This window comes from Leptolyngbya sp. GGD (genome assembly GCF_026735145.1).
Classification (GTDB): Bacteria; Cyanobacteriota; Cyanobacteriia; order Leptolyngbyales; family Leptolyngbyaceae; genus Leptolyngbya; species Leptolyngbya boryana.
The window spans coordinates 825,820-850,001 of record NZ_JAPQKE010000001.1; the positions used below are offsets into that span (position 1 = coordinate 825,820).

18 protein-coding genes are annotated in these 24,182 nt (G+C 47.8%); 10 read left to right on the forward strand and 8 right to left on the reverse strand.

Annotated features, from left to right (window positions below; all coding sequences use genetic code 11):
* The first annotated feature begins 151 nt into the window (after positions 1-151).
* Positions 152-2,038, forward strand: a complete 1,887-nt coding sequence (locus tag OU814_RS03875) for an ABC-F family ATP-binding cassette domain-containing protein (RefSeq protein ID WP_268180639.1) — start codon at positions 152-154, stop codon at positions 2,036-2,038.
* A gap of 52 nt (positions 2,039-2,090) precedes the next feature.
* Here the strand turns inward: OU814_RS03875 and OU814_RS03880 are convergent, their stop codons facing one another.
* From OU814_RS03880 to OU814_RS03905, 6 genes are all read right to left on the reverse strand, one after another.
* On the reverse strand, positions 2,091-3,566 hold the full coding sequence (locus OU814_RS03880) for a serine/threonine protein kinase (protein ID WP_268180641.1): 1,476 nt from the start codon (positions 3,564-3,566) through the stop codon (positions 2,091-2,093).
* Between the two features lie 55 nt (positions 3,567-3,621).
* Positions 3,622-4,650 carry a serine/threonine protein kinase gene (locus OU814_RS03885; RefSeq protein WP_268180643.1) on the reverse strand — a complete coding sequence of 343 codons (1,029 nt, stop codon included), beginning with the start codon at positions 4,648-4,650 and terminating at the stop codon, positions 3,622-3,624.
* A gap of 50 nt (positions 4,651-4,700) precedes the next feature.
* Positions 4,701-5,183 carry a toll/interleukin-1 receptor domain-containing protein gene (locus OU814_RS03890; protein ID WP_268180645.1) on the reverse strand — a complete coding sequence of 161 codons (483 nt, stop codon included), beginning with the start codon at positions 5,181-5,183 and terminating at the stop codon, positions 4,701-4,703.
* 61 nt (positions 5,184-5,244) lie between these two features.
* Complete coding sequence (locus OU814_RS03895; RefSeq protein ID WP_268180647.1) at positions 5,245-5,451, reverse strand: hypothetical protein; 207 nt, start codon at positions 5,449-5,451, stop codon at positions 5,245-5,247.
* Positions 5,452-5,579: 128 nt separating this feature from the next.
* Entirely contained in the window at positions 5,580-7,202 is a 1,623-nt protein-coding gene (locus tag OU814_RS03900) for a C39 family peptidase (protein ID WP_017290391.1), read from the reverse strand.
* Between the two features lie 171 nt (positions 7,203-7,373).
* Positions 7,374-7,811 (reverse strand): peroxiredoxin, encoded by a 438-nt coding sequence (locus OU814_RS03905; RefSeq protein ID WP_268180650.1) that lies wholly within the window; start codon positions 7,809-7,811, stop codon positions 7,374-7,376.
* A gap of 128 nt (positions 7,812-7,939) precedes the next feature.
* On the opposite strand from OU814_RS03905, the gene psb32 reads away from it, so the two are divergent.
* From psb32 to map, 3 genes are all read left to right on the forward strand, one after another.
* The gene (gene psb32 / locus OU814_RS03910; RefSeq protein ID WP_026148916.1) at positions 7,940-8,623 is read left to right on the forward strand and encodes a photosystem II repair protein Psb32; all 684 of its coding nucleotides are present in this window, start codon (positions 7,940-7,942) and stop codon (positions 8,621-8,623) included.
* 216 nt (positions 8,624-8,839) lie between these two features.
* Positions 8,840-9,241: an acyl-CoA thioesterase gene (locus OU814_RS03915; RefSeq protein WP_268180653.1), complete on the forward strand. Its 402-nt coding sequence runs from the start codon at positions 8,840-8,842 to the stop codon at positions 9,239-9,241.
* A 54-nt stretch (positions 9,242-9,295) separates the two neighbouring features.
* Positions 9,296-10,057, forward strand: coding sequence for a type I methionyl aminopeptidase (gene map / locus OU814_RS03920; protein ID WP_017290386.1), 762 nt, complete (start codon positions 9,296-9,298; stop codon positions 10,055-10,057).
* 37 nt (positions 10,058-10,094) lie between these two features.
* Here map and OU814_RS03925 read toward each other — a convergent pair whose 3' ends face one another.
* Positions 10,095-10,466 carry a hypothetical protein gene (locus OU814_RS03925; RefSeq protein ID WP_268180656.1) on the reverse strand — a complete coding sequence of 124 codons (372 nt, stop codon included), beginning with the start codon at positions 10,464-10,466 and terminating at the stop codon, positions 10,095-10,097.
* A gap of 108 nt (positions 10,467-10,574) precedes the next feature.
* Between OU814_RS03925 and OU814_RS03930 the strand changes: the two genes are divergently transcribed.
* Complete coding sequence (locus OU814_RS03930; RefSeq protein ID WP_190653440.1) at positions 10,575-11,702, forward strand: AI-2E family transporter; 1,128 nt, start codon at positions 10,575-10,577, stop codon at positions 11,700-11,702.
* Positions 11,703-11,753: 51 nt separating this feature from the next.
* Here the strand turns inward: OU814_RS03930 and OU814_RS03935 are convergent, their stop codons facing one another.
* A complete protein-coding gene (locus tag OU814_RS03935; protein ID WP_268180658.1) occupies positions 11,754-13,490 on the reverse strand; it encodes an EAL domain-containing response regulator in 1,737 nt (578 codons plus the stop codon).
* A 937-nt stretch (positions 13,491-14,427) separates the two neighbouring features.
* Between OU814_RS03935 and OU814_RS03940 the strand changes: the two genes are divergently transcribed.
* The 5 genes from OU814_RS03940 (at position 14,428) to OU814_RS03960 (ending at position 24,182) form a co-directional block, all read left to right on the forward strand.
* Entirely contained in the window at positions 14,428-15,801 is a 1,374-nt protein-coding gene (locus tag OU814_RS03940; protein WP_199329726.1) for an AAA-like domain-containing protein, read from the forward strand.
* On the forward strand, positions 15,798-19,346 hold the full coding sequence (locus tag OU814_RS03945) for an AAA-like domain-containing protein (protein WP_017290381.1): 3,549 nt from the start codon (positions 15,798-15,800) through the stop codon (positions 19,344-19,346). The genes OU814_RS03940 and OU814_RS03945 overlap by 4 nt, the downstream gene beginning before the upstream one ends.
* A 181-nt stretch (positions 19,347-19,527) precedes the next feature.
* Positions 19,528-20,808, forward strand: a complete 1,281-nt coding sequence (gene codB, locus OU814_RS03950; RefSeq protein WP_268180661.1) for a cytosine permease — start codon at positions 19,528-19,530, stop codon at positions 20,806-20,808.
* Between the two features lie 98 nt (positions 20,809-20,906).
* A complete protein-coding gene (locus tag OU814_RS03955; protein WP_017290379.1) occupies positions 20,907-22,091 on the forward strand; it encodes a sensor histidine kinase in 1,185 nt (394 codons plus the stop codon).
* Positions 22,092-22,154: 63 nt separating this feature from the next.
* Positions 22,155-24,182, forward strand: coding sequence for a response regulator (locus OU814_RS03960; protein ID WP_017290378.1), 2,028 nt, complete (start codon positions 22,155-22,157; stop codon positions 24,180-24,182).

The following is a 24,182-nucleotide window of genomic DNA, read 5'->3' on the forward strand; positions in this document are numbered from 1 at the left end:
TGCGGAGGCGGGTTTTGTCTGTGTAGCTGCTGTTTCAACCGCTAAGCGAAAGATGCTCACCCCGTCGCCTTTGCAGAATTCATGCTGAGCGCAGCAGAGTTTTTGGCTTCCGGAGGTTAGAATCAAACTTCAGTCCTAGATCAAACCCCCTATGCCCGTACTCGCGCTCAGATCCGTTAAAAAAGACTTCGGCATCAAAGAAATTGTTCGAGATGCGAATTTCACCCTAGAAGCTGGTGAAAAGGTCGGTTTGATCGGAACCAATGGATCAGGCAAATCGACTTTGCTGAAGATGGTCGCTGGAATGGAATCGATCGATAGTGGTCAATTGACCACCAGTTCTGGCAGTCGGATGATTTATTTACCGCAGCAGCCCGACCTCGACCCAGAACGCACCGTCTTAGAACAAGTATTTGCCGACAGCGGTGAGCAGATGGCATTGGTGAAAGAATATGAGCATCTCTCTGAACAATTAGCGCATGGCAATCAAGATGCAGTGATGGCGCGATTGTCTCAGGTCACTCAAAAAATGGATGCCATCAATGCTTGGGAACTCGAGACAAAAGCAAAGATCGTTCTGTCTAAGCTAGGCATTCAAGATTTAGAAGCCAAGATTGAAAAGCTCTCAGGTGGATACCGTAAGCGAGTCGCCTTAGCAACTGCATTGCTCGCAGAACCTGATGTGTTATTGATGGACGAGCCGACGAACCATTTAGATGCGTTGTCGATCGAGTGGTTACAAAGCTATCTCAGTCGCTATCGTGGTGCATTGTTGCTTGTGACTCACGATCGCTATTTTCTCGATCAAGTGACGAATCGAATTATCGAACTCGATCGCGGTGATCTCTTCAGCTATAGCGGCAATTACTCGTACTATTTAGAGAAAAAAGCAGCCCAAGAAGCATCTGAAGCGAGTTCACAACGCAAGCACCAAGGGGTATTGCGCCGAGAATTAGAATGGCTCAAACGGGGAGCAAAAGCGCGCAGTACCAAGCAGAAAGCTCGAATCGATCGCGTCCATGAGATGCAAGAAACTGAGTTTAAGCAAGTTCAAACTAAAGTGCAGATTTCAACCGCAGGGCGACGAATCGGCAAAAAAGTTGTTGAACTCGAAAAAGTAACCAAGGGATTCGGCGATCGCACTTTGATCAAAGAGTTCACCTACAATTTCAACCCAGAAGATCGCGTTGGCATTATTGGCGGAAATGGCGCGGGGAAATCGACTTTACTGAATTTGATTACAGGCAGACTCGAACCCGATTCAGGTACGATCGAGACGGGCAGCACGATTCATTTCGGCTACTTCGATCAACATTCGGATGATCTGCTCGTTAATGAAAATCAGCGGGTGATCGAATATCTCAAAGACGTAGCCGAGTTAGTCAAAACGGCAGACGGTGAAGTGATTACTGCGTCTCAAATGTTGGAGCGGTTTCTTTTCTCGCCCAATCAACAATATGCGCCGATTAATAAGCTCTCCGGTGGAGAAAGACGGCGTTTATTTTTACTGCGCGTTTTAATGAGTGCGCCGAATGTTTTGATTCTGGACGAGCCGACGAATGATTTAGATGTGCAGACGTTAGGCGTTTTAGAAGAATACTTAGAAGATTTCAACGGCTGTGTAATTGTGGTTTCGCACGATCGCTATTTTCTCGATCGCACTGTAGATAAGATTTTTGCGCTCGAATCCGGTGGAACCGTTCGAGAATATCCCGGCAATTACTCTGTGTACTTGGATTTCAAGAAAGACGAAGAAGTACCCATTGAGAAACCACAAGTCGAGAAAAAATCTGAGCCAAAGCCTGCTTCAAACAAGCCTCGGAAGCTCTCTTTCAAAGAGAAGCGCGAACTCGAAGCTTTAGAGGCGCAAATTCCGCAGATGGAAGAGGAAAAATCCACGATCGAGCAAAAGCTCTATCACAATCCACCCTCCGGATTTAGTGAAGTCCAGAAACTTTCTGAGCGATTAGCTGAACTTGAAGAGCAGATTGAAACATCAACCATTCGCTGGATGGAACTTTCAGAGATCGAAGATTAGCAAGGAGTAAAGCTCGATCGCGTCTACCCCTTCAAGCTTTGGAGATGACAATCTAAAACGGGAACTTGGCACCGGAGAGATTTAGCCACCAACCAAGACCAACACCTAATGCCAAGCCTAAGATCGAGATGGTTCCGATGATTAATATTCTGGATTTGCGATCGCAATTGTCTAAAAAACCTTCTGAAGCTCTTACGCCCATCAGTATCAGAAAGAATTGCACAAATGCTAGTAATCCTAGTCCTAGTCTACTCCAGATACCGAGAATTATAGAATAGTCTGAGATTGCGCCTCCCAATAAAGCGCCGATTAAACAGAAACTAATCCAAGCCCAAGCCCTACCAGCCCAAGCCCCAACCACAGCCACAGCCCAGGGCCCAACCACAGCCACAGCCCAAGCCCAAGCACTAGTCCCAGCCCAAACCTCAATCCCAGCCACAGCCACAGCCACGGCCCCAGCCCCAACCCCAGCGCCAGCGCCAGCCCAAGCCCTAGCCCCAGCCCAAGCTACAGCCCCAGCCCCAGCCATGGTCACAGCCACAGCCATAGCCCCATCCCCAGCTGAAACTGATAAAGTACTCCATCCCAGTAGAATACCGATTGGCAAATATCCCAGTGCAACATAGCCTAGTCCAATCCATGGGAAAGAGGGTTGCCGTATCTGGGCAGGTTGTTTCGGCTGCGCGTTGCCTGACGGAACGACTGAAGTGAGTTTTGGCATCTGTGGAGGTTGAAGTAGATTTAGCCATGCCTGCATTGAAGTCGGGCGATCTTGTGGTTCTAGTGCCATACCCTTCAGGATCGCTTGATTCAGCCAAGTGCTCAGATCCGCACGATGCTGCTTTGGCTCTTTTAGCGCATCGCCGTAGAGTTTTCGACTCATAGCTGATTCTGGCTTGCTCCCAGTCACTGCAAAATAAAGCGTCGCAGCCAGACTATAGATGTCTAACGTCGGCTGAGGTGCGCCACCCCGTCCTTGTTCATAGGGCGCATAATCATTCAGGGTCGTTGTTACTGTCTGAGTACTAGGCTGCAATGTCTTCGCAGAACCAAAGTCAATCAGCACTGGATCGCCAGCTTGCCTCAGCATAATGTTGCCAGGATGAACATCACAGTGAATTAAACCCGCCTGATGGACAAATTGCAGCGCCGTTGCTAATTGCCGAAAACATTGCACTGCCTCACCTTCAGGAAGCTGTTCTCGTCTGCGAATCAACTGGTTCAGCGTTTCCCCCTGTACATATGTCATCACCAAACAAGGCATTCCCTGTTCCTGAAAAAACTCAATCACCTGCACCACATTAGGATGGGAAATCTTAGCAAGTGCCTGCCCTTCGGATTTGAAGCGACTAATAAACTTTTCGTACTCCTGATCCCGCTGAAAGATCCGATTCGGAGTTTTAATCACTACCTGCCGCCGCAAAGAGGAATCTTCAGCAAGATAGGTCAGCCCAAATCCACCTCCGCCCAGTTGCCGGATAATCCGATACCTTCCAGATTGCAATAACTGTCCTTCTGCCCAAGTCATCGTCTCACATTACCCAAATGGCTCAAACTGCTTAAATCCCTGTCCACATTGTCACTCACCGAGTCGATTTAGCCGAGGGTTGCACCGTAGGTTTTTCTGGAGGAGTCGGTGGGGGATCAGGCTTATTCAACGCTAGCCACGCTGGAATGCCCATCCCTAAAGCAACGATCACTGCCAATGCCGCCCAAATCGCCTGCCACTTCTCCCAATTAGTCGCCTCTTTTACAGGGGATTCTCTCTGCTTCTCTACTCCCAACAGTTTCAACCAATCGGATATCGACTGCGACCTCCGCTCCGGTAAAAGCTCCATCCCTTTCAAAATCGCCTTCGTCGTCCTCCCTGAAATCTCTGGATTCATCACTTGAGGTGAGATCAACGCCTCCCCTCGAACCTTACGCGCTTCAGCACTCACAGGCACTTCCCCCGTCAGCAATTCATAGAGCGTCGCTGCCAACGAATACACATCGGTATAGTCACCAACTGCCTGTCCACGCGAGTAAAGCTCGATCGGTGAAAAACCATCCATTCGCTCAAGTTCTCGTGTGCGCGATTGTTCCGTCTCACAAGCCACTGCCAACCCAAAATCCGCCAGTACCGCTTCCGCCTTGCTACCCCGAATCCGCAAAAAGATATTCGCAGGGCGTACATCCCGATGGATCAGCTTTTGCCCATGTGCCACCGTCAGCGCTTCACCAATTTGCTGCACATACTCTAAAGCCGTAGATTCCAAGAGTATCCGTTGCGCGCGATCGCCCAAGCTATTGCCATCCACATATTCCATCGGCAAACAAATCACCGTCCCTTCTTTGAAGGGCATCTCCACAGTGACAATATGCGGCGTGCTACTGCACTTTGCTAACTTCACCGCTTCTTGCCAAAACATCGTCTCCAAGCGATCTCGCTCTGTTGACGTTAACCCTGCCATCACGTGCGGATTCAAAATCTTGATGACCCATCGTTCCCCATTCGATCGCTGAGCCAGATAGGCAATACAAAATCGCCCACGTCCTAATTCGCGTTCAATTGTATATTCACCCTTCTGCAACTTTTGCCCAAGAGATAAGTATTGAAGCACGTTGGTCATCTCCGGAGAAGGGTCAGCGATCGCCAAATCGCTCCTCGATCGCTGACCTATTACTTTTTTGCTTGCAGCAACTCAACTGCGCGGCGAATCCCCTGCACCACATTTAGAAATGCTTCATCTTGGTTGCTCCAAGTTGTGATGGGTTTTGCATCTTTGGGTAAAGCAGCAAGCTTACTGAAAGGCGTATCCTTCCAATCCACAGGCTTTAAGAAAATCGGAATCACTCTCGCAGTGCCTTCCTCATGTCGCTGCATTGCTCGCTGCATTTCAATGTCATAGCAATATTCAGAAGCCATAAACCGAGGCGAAATCAGCAGCAAAATTACCCCAGCCGTTTCTAGCTTTGCTTTGATGTCAGCATCCCATTCAGTCCCAGCTTCGATCGCTCGATCATTCCAAGCCGAGATCCTGCCCTGTCGTTTCAAGTTCGAGAGATGGACATCGAGTTCTTCTCGCAGGTCTTCATCTTTGTGCGAGTAAGAAACAAAAACAGCGATCGGGGGCGGAGATTGGGCATCTGAAGAAGCAGTCATGGGCAGAGGGGCAGCAGGAAATCAATTTCTTTGATAACACAGAAGTCGATCGCTGACTACTTCAGGATTTCTGCTTGAGTTGAATATCTTGAAGATCATCAGGGTCAAGATACTGTCCCACAAAACCACAATCGAGACAGACACACGCCTTTACTGAATATCCCAAAAACATCGTGCGACCCATGGGCACAAAGGTATGTCGATGGACTCCTAAGCTTCCATTTACCAGCTTTTTACTTTGACAACTGAGACAGTGACGCTGATCCATTGTTCACCAATGCTCCTAAACAATATGACTCTTCATACTCTCCAGTTTTAGCCGCGCATCTCCATATATCCGTTCTCTTTTGAAATGAAAATGCGCGACCTTGCAAAGTAGTCCTCTAAACAATCCTCCTATCTCCGTCGAATAAAATGCGCCCAAACTTCTCCATCAGGGCCACACACTCGATTCGTGTAGCCATAGGGATAAAGTAACTTACGCCCCTCAGTATTCGAGTAACCTGTCAAAGCATCACCCCAAGGATCATTCACAATGAATCCATCGGGTGTGTACCCAATGACAGTCACAATATGACCGTAGGACGTGAACATTCCACATAAGACAACGGGGCGACCATTGATCAATTCTTCCCTAATGTCTCGGAATGTCCATCTCGTACTAAAGATCCCGTCATATCCATAGGCATTAATCAAATTCGTCAGCGTATTGTGATTGATCTGGGAACCTTGTCCGTCTTTGTTAAAGCACCATTGCAAAAGCTCATCTTCTAGCTGGCTCCCCCAGCGCGCACGAGTTCCCAGATAGTACATGCACATCGCGATCGAGGTGACATTACAAGTAGACCAGTAGAAACGCGGATTGTCTCGCTGTGAAAAGTACGGCACATTTAACTCTACTGTTCCAGGGATCGGGTTAAACGATCGATTACCGCGACTCATTCGCACAAAGTCTGGAAACAGATAGCCTGTATTGCCAAATCCTGGAAGCTCCTCATTCAGCGAAACTTTGATGTGCCCACCCTCGATCATGTAGCTCGAGACACTGTAGAACTGATTCGCATTGAAGGTCGCTCTCTCATCGGGTTGAAGTTGTGACGACTCGACAGGACGTTTCTTGATGATCGTATCGCGCAACGCAGTCACCGTCAGAGAACTCGAATCATAAGGAATTTCCTTTCCGTTGCGTTTGATCTGAGCATATTGCCAGAAGATAAACCCTCGATTGCCAAACCCTGGAATCGGATCTTTCAACGTCACTCTGAAATGTCCCTGCGTAAACGCATAGCCTATGATTTGGAACACTTGACCTTCTAGCACCTGGGTTCTCTGATTCGCAGCTAACGCCGACGAATCAGCCGCAGAAGTTTTTAAGAAGGTTGTTTGACGAATTAAAAGCTGCGCAGCCAAGGGAATATCTGGGACATCATCGAGCGAAAATCTGAAAATCTGCGATCCCTTGCTCAGTTGGACATGATCTTCATAGAAATAACCGAAATTGCCGATCGGTGCGATCGCACTTGCGAGATCTAACTTCAAATGTCCATCAATAAATCCATAGCGATTGACCGTGTAAGTCTGTCCCGCTTTGACTAAAATTTTCTGCTGATTGTTCAACCGGGACGAATCATCGGTCGAGACTTTGAAAAACGTATCTCGAAGCACTTTCACAGTCAAAGCTTGTCCAACCGTCAGCGGATCGCGACTAACGGTAATGTAAAACACTCGATTTTCAACCAGTTTATTACTACCATCGAAACCTTTTAGCCTCAACCAGCGTGCGCCTGGTGTTGAAAATCCCCTCGGCATCGAAACTTGCCAAGTTCCATTATTCAGCGTCACGCCTAAATTGAATTTATCCTCTGCCATGACGGTGATACGCCGGATGCGCCGGGCATCATAACTGCCTTTAAGCACAACAGGTTTATTCACTAAAACTTCTTGTGGTCCGGCATAAGTTGGAGGTGCACTGCCGCCCCCGGATGTAAGCGATTCTGTCGCGATCGTGCTGTCAGTCATGTGGATATCCCTGAATTAGTTCCGACCAGTTCGCCTCTTAATATACTCATGCTTTTTGAAAGCGAAAAAAATCTGACCATCGATAAATCTTTCGATCGTCAGATTCTTCTTAAAATTGGTGGAATGAGGGAATAGGAGCATGGGGAGCAAGCACTTCACTCCCCACTCTCCTTAAGCCCCTATCGCCTGCAAAATATCCGTCGCATGCGTATCCGTCTGAATCGTCGTAAACACCTGAGCAATCTTGCCATCTGACCCAATCACGTAAGTCACGCGCTTCGAGTAGCCGCCGCCATCGACATCATACGCCTTGGTAATTGCCCCATCGGTATCTGCCAATAAAGGGAACGGCAAGCTGAATTTCTCTGTAAAGCGCTGGTGAGAGACTTCATCGTCCATGCTCACTCCAAACACGGGAATCCCCTTGCTGGTGTACTGTGCGTAATTATCGCGGAAACTGCACGCTTCTTTGGTGCAGCCTGGGGTATCGTCTTTCGGATAGAAATACATCACAACCGTTTGACCCGCATAATTTGAGAGTTTCACGGTATTGCCGTTCGTATCTTTGACAGTGAAATCGGGGGCGGTATCGCCTACATTTAACGGCATGAGTCTGACTCCTGAACAAAATTAATTTGCTTCACAAATTGTAATCTCTTTAGTTCTGCGATTTAATTTGAATTGAAGATCGCTCTCAGAAGCGATGTATTTTGAGAGAAAACCAAAAAATCGCAATTATGAAAAAGCTCCTCCATTCTTTTTTGAGAGGGTTGCTGCTAGCAATGGTTTTATTCACCTCGCTATCTGCGGCTCCTGCCTACGCTACCAGTTTGTATGAAGTGCCGCCAGTCTCTGAAGAGACACGAGTGGTCGATTTAGGTGACATCATTAGCCGTTTTAATGAAGGAAAGCTGACGGATACCCTGAATGATCTGGCAGATAAAACAGGTCAGGAAGTGCATTTTGTGACGATTCGCCGCCTCGATTATGACGAGACGATCGAGAGTTTTACGACCAAGCTGTTCCAACAGTGGTTTCCTACGCCTGAAGCGGGTGCAACTCAGACGATCGTGGTTTTAGACAGTTTGACGAATAATTCTGCGATCGCAACCGGCGAAGAGGTAAAAGCCTTGATGTCGGATGAAGTTGCGAAAAGCGTGGCTCAGGAAACAATGCAGGCTCCTCTGCAAAAGGGCGATCGCTATAATCAGGCATTTTTGGATGTGAGCGATCGTTTAGTGGCAGTGTTATCTGGTGAGCCTGATCCAGGTCCTCCAGAAATCGTAGATAACGTGAAGACAGAAGGCACGTTTGCATCGCGCGAAGAAACAGCGCAAAGTAATGCGGTTCCCTGGGTGATTGGATTGTTGATTGCAGCAACGATTATTCCGATGGCGACCTATTACTGGTATGTGCGGTAGGAGAGTGGGGAGTAGGGAGTGGGGAGATTAGGAAAAACAAGGGACATAATTGTGGTTCTTATTTCCCTAGCAGTTCATACCCATTCCCAACGTTCATTACAGACGCTCAAGGGTCTTCTAGGCGAGCAAAACAGACTACCGTTTGATTTTGGATGGAATGCAGACCGTATAGAAATTCCCGTCTGAGTTGATTTTCTCTTTTACAATGCAGCCTTTATGGGATTTACTTACGATCGAACCATTCATTTCTCCGAAACTGATGCAGCCGGAGTCGTCTACTTTGCCAATGTGTTGACGCTTTGCCATGAGGCTTACGAGGCATCATTAGCCGCAAGTGGGATTTCAGTGCGATCGTTCTTTTCTGGGCAAGACATTGCCGTGCCGATTGTTCATGCTGAAGTCGATTTTTTTAGTCCGATGTTTTGTGGGGATCTCATTACGATCTCATTAACGCCTCACCCGCTAAAACCGAGTGAATTTGAGATCCGATATCAGTTAACGCACGATTCAAAGTCGCTTGGGAAGGCTTTGACGCGGCACGTTTGTATTGAGACCAAGACGAGAACCCGAATCGAACTTTCGGAACAATTGCAGTGTTGGGTCGATCGCTTTCGGTAAGAGCCTCCGAAAAACGTCTACAATCGGAAACGCTTAGCCACACTCTTCACAGACATGGAACAAGAAGTTATTACCCTCCTTTCGAGTCGCGAAATTGAGAAAATGCGTCGGGCTGGGAAGCTTGCAGCGCAGTTATTGCAGCATTTAGAGCCGTTTGTTAAGCCTGGGGTGAGTACCCTCGAACTCAATGACGAGGCAGAACGATGGACACAGGCACATGGCGCAAAAAGTGCGCCTCTGGGATATAACGGGTTTCCAAAATCGATTTGTACGAGTGTGAACGAAGTCGTTTGTCATGGGATTCCCAATGCCAAGCAGATTCTGAAGGATGGCGACATTATTAATATCGATGTCACGCTGATTGTGGATGGGTATCACGGAGACACGTCGAAAATGTATTTCGTGGGTGAACCTTCTCCTTTGGCGCGTCGGTTGGTTGAAGTCACCGACAAGTGCCGCCAGTTAGGCATGGATGAAGTGAAACCTGGGGCAAGAATTGGCGACATTGGAGCGGCGATTCAAGAGTATGCAGAATCGCAAGGATTCTCAGTTGTGCAAGATTTTGTCGGGCACGGTATTAGCCATATTTTCCATACCGCACCGCAGATTCCTCACTATGGGAAGCGGGGAACTGGGAAAAAGTTAAGACCGGGAATGGTGTTTACGATCGAGCCGATGATCAATGAGGGCACTTGGGAAGTTGAGGTGATGTCCGACAAGTGGACAGCTTTGACGAAGGATCGCAAATTGTCAGCACAGTGTGAACATACGATCGCCGTTACTAGCACAGGCTACGAAATTTTGACGCAGGCTTAGGTGATCCTTCCCGCGAGAATGGAAAGGGTTGGGAATGTCACAGTAAGCGACCAACCTTTCCAAGCAGAGGTAGAGCAATCACCTTACGCTGCCATAACCGTACCATGAGCAACATATTCAAGCCGAAATAGCCTGAAGTCATAAAACTAGCAGTCAGCAGCAACGGTAGGGGAATCGAGTCTGCATTGATGGCACTGGCTCCGAGCAAACCATAGAGCAGCAGCCAGCCCATCGCCATTTTGATTACAAATCGACTCAAGGCGCGTTCTTGCCGACTTCCGGCGTGACGATAAAGCGTCCAAACTGCTGGAAAAAATCCAAAAATCGGAACAAGGTAGAAAAATAGCCGCACGTGCCGAATTGCATCCGGTTCAATCTCGTCAAGTTGGAGATCATCAAATTCTTTCATCGGTTAAATCACAGGGAAGGAAGATGTACCACGAATCAAAACGCGATAATAATAACTAGAGACTGCCCAAAATCGTCTCGTGATTTAACTGTTGTTCATTGATGCATCATGCTTCATCGCAATAAGCTGTGGATTTGGTGGGATGCGTTGTCCCCCGTGTCAAAAGCGATCGCATTCGCGTCGTTTGCTCCCTTACTCGTTCTCAATGCCTGGGCAATTTCCTCGATTTTTGGATATTTCCATTCGCTGTTAGCGATCATTGTGGGTGCGTCTTTGCTGACGTTTTTACTGAACTATCCCGTCAGTTATATGCAGCAGCATGGAACCACACGAGGACGAGCGGCAATTATCGTCTTTCTGTTTACAATTTCGGTCTTACTCGCGATCGGCGTCACGCTTGTTCCGCTCGCCCTACAACAAGCGCAACAGTTAGTGACCCGGTTGCCTGACTGGATCGACTCCGGTCAGCGACAATTGATTCTGCTCAATGATCAGATCGAAAAAGCTGGATTTCCAATTAGCTTGGACGTTTTAGCCGATCAAATTACTGCACCCCTAAAAAATCAACTCCAACGATTGGCGGGTGACATTTTAGGACTGGCAGTGATTACGGTTACGAGCCTTCTAGATTTACTGCTGACGTTAGTCCTGACGTTTTATTTACTTCAACACAGCGATCGACTTTGGCAAAGTTTGGTGGAATGGCTGCCGCATCAGATTCGCGATCCGTTTAGCGATACCTTACGGCTGAGTTTTCAGAATTTCTTTTTTAGCCAGTTAATTTCTTCGACGTCGATGGGCTTTGTGTTGACAGTCATCTTTCTGACGTTGCGCGTTCCATTCGGATTGCTGTTTGGATTGTCCATTGGAACAATGGCACTGATTCCATTTGGTGGATCGGTGGGAATTGCGATCGTGTCACTCCTAGTCGCGCTGCGCGATATTGGCTTAGGCGTTGAAGTGTTGATTGCATCTTTAATTGTGCAGCAGATTATTGAAAATCTGATTATGCCAAGAATTTTGGGTAGCTTTACAGGCTTAAATCCAGTCTGGGTGTTTATTTCGATCCTGATGGGCGCACGCGTCGGAGGACTGCTAGGAGTGGTTGTCGCTGTCCCCATTGCAGTCGTGATTAAAAGCATTTTGGTCTCTTTGCGATCGCCGCATTCGGCAATTATTATGTCGAGTGATATCCAACTCGCAGAAATTCCTGCAGGTCAGACCTCTGAGCCTTGAAGTCGAACCGACTTGAGGTCAGAACAAAGGCACAGATCGAGGATTTGTGCCTCAAGCGCTCGCAAAATGAAGACGGCGATCGGACAGGAGCAACGCCTCCATTTCAATCGCTGAAATGGGTGGGCTGTACAGAAAGCCTTGAATCGCATCACAGCCCCGTTTACGGAAAAATGCGAGCTGTTCCTTGTCTTCAATGCCTTCAGCGACGATATGCAGCTTTAAGCCTTTTGCCATGCTGATAATGGCATCGGAAATTGCGATCGCGCCTGCGCTGACGCGAATCTGTTTGACGAAACTGCGATCGATCTTTAAAGCATCAATCGGCAGTTGATACAGATGATTCAACGACGAATATCCTGTACCAAAATCATCGATCGAAATCTCAATTCCGAGCTTTTTCAACGCTTTTAACGTCAAGATTGTTGCTTCGACATCGTGCATCACGCAGCTCTCGGTCAACTCCAACGTTAATAGCTTCGGATCAAGTCCCGTCTCTGCCAAAATTGCTTCAACTCTCTGCGGTAAATTCGGCTGCTGAAACTGCCGCATCGACAGATTCACAGAGACACGCAACGGCTGCATACACAGAATTTGCCAACGTTTCGCATGCTGACATGCTGTTGTCAAAATCCACTCGCCCAACGGCACAATTAACCCCAACTCTTCCGCGATCGGAATAAATTTGGCGGGAGAGACAACCCCTCGCACCGGATGGTGCCACCGCACTAGTGATTCCATGCCGACAACTCGCCCCGTTTGCAGATCGACTTGCGGCTGATAATGAACCTGGAACTCCGCCCGTTCGATCGCTTTGGTCAAATCCATCTCGATTAAGCGCCGCTCGACCTCTAACGCATCCAACTCGGTATCATAGAGGCGATAGCGATTCAGCCCAGGCTGCTGACACCAATGCTGCGCGGTTTCAGCCTGCGTCAGTAAATCTTGCGGTGTCCCCTGCGGCTGATCCGTCCAAGTCATGCCGACATTGGCGTGAAATCGAATCTCATGTCCATCAATCATGCAGGGCAGCGTCACGCGATCGAGCAACAGTTGAGCAAACTCACCTAGCTCCTCTTGTGCCACATCTTTCAGGACAATCCCAAACTGGTCTCCATTCAGTCGAGCTAAAAATCCATTTGCCTGTACGACTTTACTCAGCCGATTTGCGACCATCTGCAACACAATATCGCCCGCAATATGCCCGAACCCCGAATTAATCAAGTGAAATCGCTGCAAATTTAAGCAAAGAATTGCAATTCCCCGTGAAGACGGAAACTGCGCAAATGAAGCCATTAAATGATGCAAGTGCTGATATAACAATCCACGGGTCGGTAGATGCGTCAGTGGATCTAACATCGCTCCCCGCCGAATTGCCGCTGTCGCCTGCTGTTGCTGCTCTGTGTAGCGTTCGATGAGAACAGCCTGTTTCTTTAATCGGGACGAAATTGCTCCCAGCAATTCACTGACCGAGCAAGGCTTGATGAGATAATCATCTGCGCCTGAATTCATACCTTGCCGCACATCACTTTTATCACTCTTGGCGGTGAGAAAAATCACGGGCATCGTCGCAGTTTGGACATTTGAGCGAAGCTCTTCAAGCACGCCGTAGCCATCTAACTCCGGCATACAGACATCACAAAGCACTAAATCGGGATGGTAAGCACGAGCTTTTTGTACCCCGATTCGACCGTTTTCTGCTTCGATCGCTCGAAATCCTTCAAACTCTAAAATCTCTAACAGATTGTTCCGAATCAACTCATCATCTTCAATTATCAGAATGGTCTTCATGGGTCAGAGCAGCCTGGCGAATCATCAAGGGGAAGGAAAGTCCATCGCGGCAACTTTCTTAAAAAGGAATTAAAAGAAATTAAGTAGGCAATCATACAATTAGGTAGTTACTCAACTGCTCCGCAAGAACTGAATGAAGTGCAATACCTACTGAGCCTAAAGCCCTGAATCTAATCTATCTTGTAATCTGAATCAAGAGAGTGTAATTGATACCATTGCTCCACCCGATACACGGCAGTCCTGTTTGATACTGTACTCACGCTTTTTGCACCCCATAACATAGAACTCATTTACACCAAAATTCAGGAAAGTTGTCACTCTATTTGTGTCTTGCTCTAGCAGAATTAAAGCGTAAATTTGACTTTTGCTCAGAAATATTTCTGATTCTGCACCTCTAGTTCATCGCTGGGTTGCTGATGAAACCGCTGAAGTAGAGTTCACTAGACACTACTGGATTAGTTTGCCCCCGAAAGCCAGAATTGACTACTAAAGATCACAACTTAAGCAACCAATTTAATCTTCAGATGATCCTGTATGGTCATAGAACTCAGCCAAGTCCTCAGAAATTGCCAATCGAGCCTTTAATCCCTTTTGAAACACACAATTTGTGATTTTTTCTGAGACAGCGATTGATTGCGAGAATATCTTGAAGTCTAGAGATTTAAATGCGAAATTCTACGGATTCGTTACGAATTTCAACTGAGACCGGATTTACCGTAGAATCACGCTGTAATATGTTGCAATCTCTCACTCTCGAGACAAAAGTCGCATCAGTTTCACAAATTAGCTGCGAGTTTAAGCCATCAACTCCTCCGAAGTCTTACGGATAAAATGCTGCAATTAAAATCAGTTAGCGTATAATGCTGAGTTTAATCAATCGCAAATTGATCTCAAAGCGTCAAGTTGACTCAACAGTTACGCTAATGGTGCTCACTTGATGGTTTCTGTATCTATGTCACAGTTGTTCTCCATGTCACACTCTCAGCCCCCTCGACCTCCCGTGAAGCGAAAGCGCGGAATTATCCTTAGCACCCGAGGCTGGCAGCGCCTTCAAGCTGCTGAGCAGAGATCCGTCACTCAAGATAATTTTGGCAAGTCTTATACCCTGCAAGACCTGAGCGAACGCACTGCGCTGAGTCCGAATACGCTAGCACGGGTTCGCAGCCGCAAAGTGGCAGTCGATCAACAGACTTTAGAAAACTATTTTCGGGCGTTTGACTTGTTGCTCACGCCGGATGACTACACGGATTCGGAAACTGCAACGCTCAGTAACCGCCAGCATATTCTACTGAGTGGACAGCTTCCCGTCGATTCACCATTTTACGTCTATCGTCCGCCGATCGAGAATATTTGCTACGAGTCTTTGCTCAAACCTGGAGCACTGGTTCGGATTCGCGCCCCGCGGCAGATGGGGAAGACTTCTCTAACGGCAAGAACGCTGACTCAATTGAGAGAGCAACAGCAGTTTCTCACCACGATTACGAGTTTACAGTTGGCAGATGCGTCGGTTTTCCAGGACTTGAAGCGGTTTTTGCAGTGGTTTTGTGCGATCGTTACGCAGAATTTGGGACTGCCGAATCAGCTCGATCGCTACTGGGATGATCTGTTTGGGAACAGCTACAACTGCACGAACTATTTTGAAAGTTACGTGCTAGCAGAAATTAATGCCCCGATCGTGCTGGCTCTCGATGAAGTAGATGCGGTGTTTGACCATCCAGAAATTGCCACCGATTTCTTTGGGATGTTACGGGCTTGGTATGAAAAATCGCGCTACGGCGATGCGAAAAGCGAGCTTTGGCAGAAACTGCGATTAGTACTGGTGCATTCGACCGAAGTTTATGTGCCGCTCAACTTGAATCAATCTCCATTCAATGCCGGTTTAGCGATCGAACTTCCAACCTTAACGCTTGAAAATGTGATTGATTTAGCTCAACGCTATGGAATCGAGCAGGCAGAAGAAACCGCCGCAGCGCTCTTAAACCTGACTGGGGGCAATCCTTATCTGGTACAAGTAGGACTGCATCATCTCAGTACTCAGGTTGTCAGCCTTAACGAACTGCTCGAATCTGCTGCGACGAGCGATGGCGTTTATGCCAATCATCTGCGCAATTTACTGTGGGATTTACAAAAGTATCCAGAGTTAATGTCAGCCTTTAAGCGCATCGTTTTGGCAGATAGTGCGGTTGAATTGGAGCCGATTCTGGCATTTAAATTGCAGAGTAAGGGATTGGTCAAGATCAAAGACCCGATGATTCAGCCCAGTTGCCAACTGTATCGGACGTACTTTCAGCAAGCACTCACGACAACGTGACTCTTCAACTTCTCAATTTGCGCTATCAAGTCGGGGGCAGTTTGCCTCCAGATTCAGCCTGTTATGTGCAACGGCAAGCCGACCAAGACTTATATGAAGCGCTCTTAGCAGGAGAGTTCTGCTATGTGTTCAATTCTCGACAGATGGGCAAATCGAGTCTGCGGGTGCGATCGATGCAGCGACTACGAGAAGCAGGGATCGCGTGCTGTACAGTTGATATGACCGGAATCGGAGTGCAGCAGGTGAGTGCTGAACAGTGGTACGCCTCGATCGCAGCTTCGATTGTCAGCAGTTTTAATTTGCAGATTCAGTTTGGTCAGTGGTGGCGCGATCGAGCACATCTCACATTTGTCAATCGGCTGGAACTCTTGTTTGAAGAGGTGTTACTGAAGCAAGTACAGCAGAACATTGTGATTTTTATTGATGAGATCGACAGTGTGCTGGCACTGAAGTTTCCGGCAGATGATTTTTTTGCCTTGATTCGGGCGTGCTATGACCAGCGATCGGAAAAGCCCGCTTTTAATCGCTTAAGTTTTGCGCTCTTAGGAGTGACGACCCCCGCAGATTTGATCAGTAATAAACAACGTACACCGTTTAATATTGGGCGCGCGATCGAGTTAAGTGGGTTTCAATTTGCAGAAGCAACGCCATTGCTGGATGGACTGAGCCGGGTTGCAAAAAATCCAGAATCCGTGTTGCGACATATTCTGAACTGGACGGGGGGACAGCCTTTTCTGACTCAAAAGCTGTGCGATTTAGTCGTCCGAGAGGTCACAGACCATGATCCATTTGCGATCGAAGTGGCTCAGCCGATCCACATTTCAGAACTCACGTTAGAGCATTTGTTTCATCTGCGCGTGATCGAGAATTGGGAAGCGCAGGATCGCCCTGAGCATTTAAGAACGATTCGCGATCGCCTCTTGAGCAACGAAGATCAAACCGGGCGATTGCTTGAGCTATATCAGCAAATCTTACAGTCTCCAAAAATCCCCCACACGGAAGACTATCCCCTGTTTCAGCAGCGGCATCAAGGCATTGCGATCGATCATCGTTCTGAGCAAATTGCCCTCACGCTGTCTGGATTAGTAGAAAAAGTAGATGGATATTTACGCATCAAAAATCCAATTTACGAGGCAGTCTTTAATTCAAACTGGATCGACCGTCAGTTCGCCAAACTGCGTCCTTATTCAGAAGCTTTGAATCAGTGGAAGCAATCCATGTATCTTGATACATCGCGGTTGTTGCATGGACAAGCCTTGATTGATGCCAAAGAATGGTCAACCGGAAAGCGTTTAAGTGATGAAGATTATCGGTTTCTGACCGCGAGCCAAGCCTTTCAGGAAGAACGGTTGCGGCGCAGTCTCGAAGTCGATCGCGCTCAAGAGATCGCTGCCCGTCTACAGCTCGAACACCGTAACACACGACTCCAGCGACGACTGCTCGCACTCCTGAGCGCTGGACTTTTGACTTCAGTGATGCTCGGAACGGTTGCTTTTTTGCAATATCGCAGAGCCTCGCGCAACGAAGTGAATACCCTGACCAGTAACGCCGAACTGCTCTATATGATGGGCAAAGGGTTAGATGCAATGGTCGTCGCATTGCGGGCGCGTGAGAAAGTCAACGCTCTGAACTTACAGGATCAAACTACCCTCAGAGAAGTTGATCGCGTGTTGCGACAAGCCGTTTATACAGCCGCAGAGTCGAACCGATTTTCTGCTCATACGGGCAGCGTTCGCTGTGTCGCTTTTAGTCCCGATGGAGATTTTTTTGCGACCTGTTCTGAGGATCAAACGATCCGACTTTGGCATACCGATGGTGCGCCAGTGGCAACCTTAAAAGGACATAGAGGCGGCATTATAGCGGCGACGTTTAGCCCTGATGGCAAGCTGATTGCAACGGGGAGCGCAGACAATGCAGTGCGATTATGGAGCCATGATGGGTGGCAAGTCGATCGATTGCTCGGGCATCATGGCAGTGTGCAAAGCGTCGCTTTTAGTCCAGATAGTTCAGTGTTAGCGACAGCAAGTGCCGATCATACGGTTAAACTCTGGACACGATCTGGAGCCTTGATTCGCACGCTGATGGGGCATCAGAGTGGCGTGAATGCGGTTGCGTTCAGCCAAGATGGAGAAAGGCTTGTCACGGCGAGTAATGACCAAACGATTAAACTTTGGACAAGAGACGGGGTATTACTGAAAACTCTGACTGGACATCGCGATCCAGTGCTGAGCATTGCGTTTAGTCCAGAGGGTGAAGAATTCGCCTCTGTTAGCCTCGACGATACGATGCGAATCTGGACACGAGACGGAAAATTGATTCGCACCATTCAGACGCAGAGTGATGGGTTGACGAGTTTGGCTTGGAGTCCAGATGGGCAAACGATCGCGACGGTCGGATTTGATAAAGCTCTGAAATTGTGGCGGCGCGATGGCATTTTGCTCAGAACATTACGGGGACATGAGCAGACGATTTGGAGTGTGGCATTCCGCCCGAATGGAGATTCGATCCTGACAGGGAGTGCCGATAAAACGGCTCGGCTTTGGCGAATTGCCAATGGATTGCTGACTCGGTTAGAGGGGCATACCAGCGATGTGAATCAAGTTGAATTTAGCCCCGATGGGCAGCAACTTGTGACGGCGAGTAAGGATCGATCGATTAAACTTTGGTCACCGGGGGGCAGTTTGATCCGAGAGTTGGTGCGGAATTTTGCCTGGAAATATGATGCGAAATTTAGTCCGAATGGAGAAGAGGTGCTATCGGCTGGTTTAAGCGGCTCCTTGCAGCGTTGGCGCTTGGATCGCACAGTGAGCGCGCCGCTTTTAACACCGTCGGCAGAGGGGATTCAGAGTATTGCTTATAGTCCAAAAGGGGATTTGATCGCGGCAGGGGGACAGGATAAGCACCTGCGAATTTGGCAGAAGAATGGCAAGTTGGTGCGATCGTTGAAGGCTCACGAAGCTCCGATTCAAAAGGTGGCATTTAGTCGCGATCAGCAGATGGTTGCCACAGCGGGTGCTGAGGGAACGGTCAAGTTGTGGCAAGTCAAGAGTGGAAGATTGCGATCGACCTTAGTCGGGCATGAGGGGGATATTAGCGCGATCGCGTTTTCGGATTCGCTGATTGCGACAGGAAGTAGCGATCGCACCATTAAGCTTTGGCGATTTGATGGAACGTTGATTCGGACTTTAGAAGGGCATCAGGATAATGTGCTCGGTCTTGCTTTCAATCCCGATGGCAAGATTATTGCTTCTGCCAGTCTGGATAAAACCGTGCGGCTTTGGAAGGTAGAGGGTGCTCTAATTGCAACATTAAGCGCTCATACGGAGGGAGTTCGGAGTGTTGCGTTTCATCCGGATGGTGGCTTGTTAGCGTCTGCAAGTAACGATAATACGGTGATTTTGTGGAATCTCAATCAAGTGTTACAGACTGATCCTGAGATTGCGGCTTGTCGCTGGGTACAAGAGTATTTGGCAACGAACTCTGCACTTTCGGAAAGTGATCGATCGCTGTGTTGGACGATCGAGCCGAACAAATCTAGGTTCTAGCATCCTCTAGTTCATTCCATTGAGGTCATGGGAATCAGCAGCACCAGACTTGAGATCAATCGCATCCTACAGCTTACTGTTCCAATCCTCCACTCCCCAATTTGCTAAGCGTAGTCCAGAATACTATCCAAAACATAAAACAATTGAACAATAGCAGCATCAATTACTAGGCAATTTTCCTATGAGTCTTCTTGGTGAATCACAGGTTGCCGATCGCACTCAGGCAAGCCAGGACTATCCGCTTGCTGCTGTTCCCATGAGCGATCGTAAACCTCTCTGGTCGCTAGCACCCTTGTTAATGGGATTCGCCCTCACTTCAACGACTTTGCTGGCGGGAGGAACATTAGGATCTTCTCTGCGCTTTGCAGACATGATCTGGGTCATGCTGGTTGGGAATGCAGTACTGGGTGCGTATTGTGCTGCATTGGCATATATTGCATCAAAAAGTGGTCTGAGTACCGTCTTAATGGCGAGATTTAGCTTTGGAGCAATTGGGTCACGGTGGGTCGATTTCATCCTCGGCTTTACTCAAATTGGTTGGTATGCAGTGACGAATGCATTTATTGCACAGGCATTACTCAAACTCCTGAACTTACCTCCGACTTGGGAATGGCTAGGGATTATCTTTTTTACCTATGCCTTCTGTATCACAGCGTATATGGGCTATACGGCAATGGATTGGCTGAGCCGCTTAGCAGTGCCAGCGATGTTGATGCTGATTGCGCTCAGTTTGACCCTGGGATTCCGGGATGCAGGTGATTTATTTGCGCTAGCTCCCACAAAGTCGCTCGGGATGAATGAAGCGATCGCAATTGTGATCGCCACGTTTATTTCAGGTGGAACCCAAGCAACAAACTGGAGTCGATTCGCAGATTCAACGAAGAATGCAGTTTGGAGTACATGGGCTGCATTTTTCTTTATCAATGGACTCCTCATCTTTACAGGCGCATTCTGCACCTTAGTCTATGGCACAAACGACTTAATTGAAGCGATGGCAAAACAAGGGCTACTGCTTGGGGGCTTAGTCTTGCTGATTCTGAATGTTTGGACAACGCAAGACAACACGATTTATGCCTTCTCGATTGCTGGAAGTAACTTTTTTCGCACCTCAAAGCGCACGGCGTTTGTTCTCGGTGGCTCAACTCTTGCTTTAGCCCTAGCATTAGGGGGCATCTATGGAAAAATAATTCCATTTCTGCTCTTTCTGGGAACCGTCATTCCTCCAGTGGGCGGCATTATCATGGCAGACTACTGGTTGTGTCGAGGCAGCAGATTTCCATCGCTCGATACTCAACTGCCAGCTTTTAACTGGGCAGGCATCATTGCTTACATCGTTGCATCTGCGATCGCATACTTCTCAGGTTTAGCCGGAGTGGGCGTTGCACCGATCAATGGTGTGATTTCAGCAGCAATTCTTTATGTGATTCTGAGCCGTATTCTTCCGAACTCGATGCATGTATAACCTGAGTGAATTCCAAAGTCGAAAACTTTTTCAGAAAACGCAATAAATTATTGATAAAGTTTGCTGTAGACTTTGGACTTCACGTAGGACTAGACGAGATGGCGGCTCATGGTCTTGAATTGGAAGCTCGTGTGCAAGCTTTCAAGCAACAGATTCAAGAATTTCAGCACTATTTAGATACAGTTTCCAACGCAAATCAGCCGTTGATTGAGCGATCGCTGACCAAGATTTTGACGCAGTTGGATACATTGGTTGAGCCGAATCCTGTCGCGCTAGACATCTCGCGAACCATTGAGGAACAATGGTCAACCCTGAGTACTTGTCTGCCTTTTGGCATCTTTAGCACGGATGCGCAAGGACGATGTACCTACATCAATCCCCGTTGCCAAGAAATGATCGGCTACATGCTAGAAGAAAAGCTAGGAGAAGGCTGGTGCGATTTTCTGCATCCTGAAGATTGCGATCGCGTTCTCTTGGCTTGGACAGAGGCAATTTCCAAGGGCATTCCCTACACAAATCAGTTTAGAGTGATCACGCCACAAAAAGAGACGTGTTGGCTCTCGGTTCGCACCACGCCCACTTTTTCAGATGCCGGAACCGTACAGGGGCATCTTGGAACGATCGAAGATATTACTGCACAGAAATTAGCAGAAGAACAAATCAAACTCTCTCTACGAGAGAAAGAAGCGCTACTCAAAGAAATTCATCATCGGGTCAAAAATAATCTTCAAATTATCTCCAGCTTGATTTACTTGCAGGCACAGCGCATCGAAGATCCAGAAGTACGACAAATCTTTGAAGATAGCCAAAGTCGAATTAGCTCAATGGCGTTAGTGCATGATAGTTTGTATCGGTCTCAAGATTTTGCGCGAGTTAATCTTTCTGAATATGTGCAAACCCTGACATCGAGCCTATTTAATGCTTACCGGACGCAGCCTGAAGAAATTCATCTCATCGTTCAAGTCGATCCTGATGTGATCGTCAGCTTAGAAAAAGCGATTCCTTGCGGTTTAATTCTGAATGAACTGATGACGAATGCCTTAAAGCATGGGTTTAATGGTGAGGAAACCGGAGAGGTGGCGGTCAAACTCGAAACCCATTCTTCTCAAGTTTTTCTAATGGTAGAAAATAGCGGAAATAATCTCCCTGAAAGTTTCCAATTGCAAAAAATTCGTTCAATGGGTCTGCGACTTGTGAATGCTCTTGTCAATCAAATTGATGGACAACTTAGCGTTGAAAATGCTCAGAAAACCCGATTTAAAGTAGAATTTAATGCGGCTTAAATATTTGCTGAAATAAATGCGCCACAGCCTACAATGATGGGAATTTAGTGAGCGAGTGGAACATTGAAAGCAGCAAGAATTCTCGTTGTGGAAGATGAAAGCGTAGTGGCTTGGCATGTGCAAGAAGCGTTGCAGAGCTTGGGTCATGAAGTCATTGCGATCGCTACAACTGCTCGCCAAGCGATCGATATTGCCAGATCCCATCACCCAGATCTGGTGTTAATGGACATCTGTTTACAAGGAAAAAATGATGGGGTATACGCTGCCGAAGAACTCTATCTGAAACTGAATGTTCCTGTTGTCTTTCTGACCGCACATTCTGATGAACAGACGCTCGGATATGCGATGAAGACTTCTCCTTTTGGATATCTCGTCAAGCCCTTCAAAGACGCAGATCTACATTTAGCGATTCAGGTTGCTTTACAGCGGTATCGCTTGGAAGCGGCAATCAAAGCAACTCAGCGCTGGTATGCTACAACTTTAGTCAGTATCGGAGATGCAACGATTGCAACCGATGTCGATGGATTTATTACCTTTATGAATCCTGCGGCGGAATTTTTTACAGGATGGACACAAGAACAAGCCCTGGGGGAATTTGCAGGTCGTGTTTTAAACTTAGTGCATGAAGAGACAGGTGAAGCGATCGACAATCCGATTTTGGCAGCGCTGTGTCGGGGTGATACGATCACCTTACCGAGTCGTGCTGCTCTACGATCGCGAGATGGAACGGAACGACCCGTTGGCGATAGTGCCTCCCCGATTCGGGATCGAGATGGAGCGATTATCGGTGGCGTTATGGTGTTTCAAGATATGAGCGATCGTCGCCAACGCGAATCGAAACTTGATGCCCAGCGGCAGATTTTAGAAGCAACCCAGAGTTTGCTGACACAGCAGTTAAAATCTCGCACGGAGCAACTGCATTTCTCGATCGCGGCAGATCGATTGCGACGGCATCTTCTGGAGCAGTGCCACACAGAGCGCAGCGATTTTCTGCAATGGATGCTGCAAGAAGTGGTTACCATTCTCAAAGCCGAGCGAGGTTGGATCGCGTTCTACGATTCTGCCGCAACTGTGGCAACGATCATTGGCGAATTTAATCTGCAAGAGACCGATGTGCGCTCACGGCTGCAAGAGACGATCGAGATTGCAGAATTTCCTGCGTTTTACTTGCAACTGTTCAGACAGCAGTGCTGGGTTTGCCCACCGCCTGAAGTGATTCCTCCAGTTTATGCCACGACGAATCCTTTGATCGTCTGCCCGATTCAAGGTAAGCCAACTGCGATCGGCGAGATTGGACTCGTTTTACCCGAAGGAACTTTGTGGACAGATTACAAAGCTGATTTGATCGGCGAGATTGTTACTCAAGTTGTCCAAGCGTATCAAACCGAACAGCAAACTCGAACCGCCCAAGCAAAAGTGCGGGAATTAGAGCATTTAAAAACGCTGCAAGATGACTTTATCGAGGCGCTTTCTCACGAGTTGCGCACTCCTTTGACGAATATGCGGATGGCGATCGAGTTGATGCAGCGCATGGTCGAACAAGGGCAAAATCTAGAAAATCCCAATCCTCAGCATCAGCGACTCGAACAGTACTTGAAAATTCTCCAGCAAGAATGGCATGAAAGTTATAATCTCGTGACCGATTTGCTGGTGTTTCAAACTGCATCTGCTACGAACAATACTCTGCCGATGAGTGAGATTCATTTGCAAAATTGGCTCGCGATCGTGCTCGATCGGTTTGCCAGCCAAACGGGAATTGCCGTGCAGCTTGTTCCCGCTTCAGAAATGCTTCCGAATATTTGGGTTCACTTACCGACGTTGGAGAAAATCTTGTCGCAGATGTTGGCGCACTTACATCATGCCAATCCTGCATTAGTGATCCAACTGCAGACTTCCGCAACTGAAACCGCACTGCATCTGTCGGCAAGCTGCCAAGCCGAGGAGGGTGTCTCTCAACGCCAGCAGAATGTTTCGAGTTTGCGGTTGGCGTTGCTGAGAAGATTCGCGATCGAGCTAAATGCCAAAATCGAGTTAGACCAGCAATCCGGAAGTACAACTTTGACCTTGAGCTTACCCATTCGAGCCGAATAA

Coding starts and splice junctions, on each gene's coding strand:
- OU814_RS03930 (WP_190653440.1), top strand. CDS start 10,575: ATGCTTCATCGCAATAAGCTGTGGATTTGGTGGGATGCGTTGTCCCCC.
- OU814_RS03940 (WP_199329726.1), top strand. CDS start 14,428: ATGGTTTCTGTATCTATGTCACAGTTGTTCTCCATGTCACACTCTCAG.
- map (WP_017290386.1), top strand. CDS start 9,296: ATGGAACAAGAAGTTATTACCCTCCTTTCGAGTCGCGAAATTGAGAAA.
- OU814_RS03890 (WP_268180645.1), bottom strand. CDS start 5,183: ATGACTGCTTCTTCAGATGCCCAATCTCCGCCCCCGATCGCTGTTTTT.
- OU814_RS03875 (WP_268180639.1), top strand. CDS start 152: ATGCCCGTACTCGCGCTCAGATCCGTTAAAAAAGACTTCGGCATCAAA.
- OU814_RS03900 (WP_017290391.1), bottom strand. CDS start 7,202: ATGACTGACAGCACGATCGCGACAGAATCGCTTACATCCGGGGGCGGC.
- OU814_RS03955 (WP_017290379.1), top strand. CDS start 20,907: ATGGCGGCTCATGGTCTTGAATTGGAAGCTCGTGTGCAAGCTTTCAAG.
- OU814_RS03925 (WP_268180656.1), bottom strand. CDS start 10,466: ATGAAAGAATTTGATGATCTCCAACTTGACGAGATTGAACCGGATGCA.
- OU814_RS03905 (WP_268180650.1), bottom strand. CDS start 7,811: ATGCCGTTAAATGTAGGCGATACCGCCCCCGATTTCACTGTCAAAGAT.
- codB (WP_268180661.1), top strand. CDS start 19,528: ATGAGTCTTCTTGGTGAATCACAGGTTGCCGATCGCACTCAGGCAAGC.
- OU814_RS03915 (WP_268180653.1), top strand. CDS start 8,840: ATGGGATTTACTTACGATCGAACCATTCATTTCTCCGAAACTGATGCA.
- OU814_RS03895 (WP_268180647.1), bottom strand. CDS start 5,451: ATGGATCAGCGTCACTGTCTCAGTTGTCAAAGTAAAAAGCTGGTAAAT.
- OU814_RS03885 (WP_268180643.1), bottom strand. CDS start 4,650: ATGACCAACGTGCTTCAATACTTATCTCTTGGGCAAAAGTTGCAGAAG.
- psb32 (WP_026148916.1), top strand. CDS start 7,940: ATGAAAAAGCTCCTCCATTCTTTTTTGAGAGGGTTGCTGCTAGCAATG.
- OU814_RS03935 (WP_268180658.1), bottom strand. CDS start 13,490: ATGAAGACCATTCTGATAATTGAAGATGATGAGTTGATTCGGAACAAT.
- OU814_RS03880 (WP_268180641.1), bottom strand. CDS start 3,566: ATGACTTGGGCAGAAGGACAGTTATTGCAATCTGGAAGGTATCGGATT.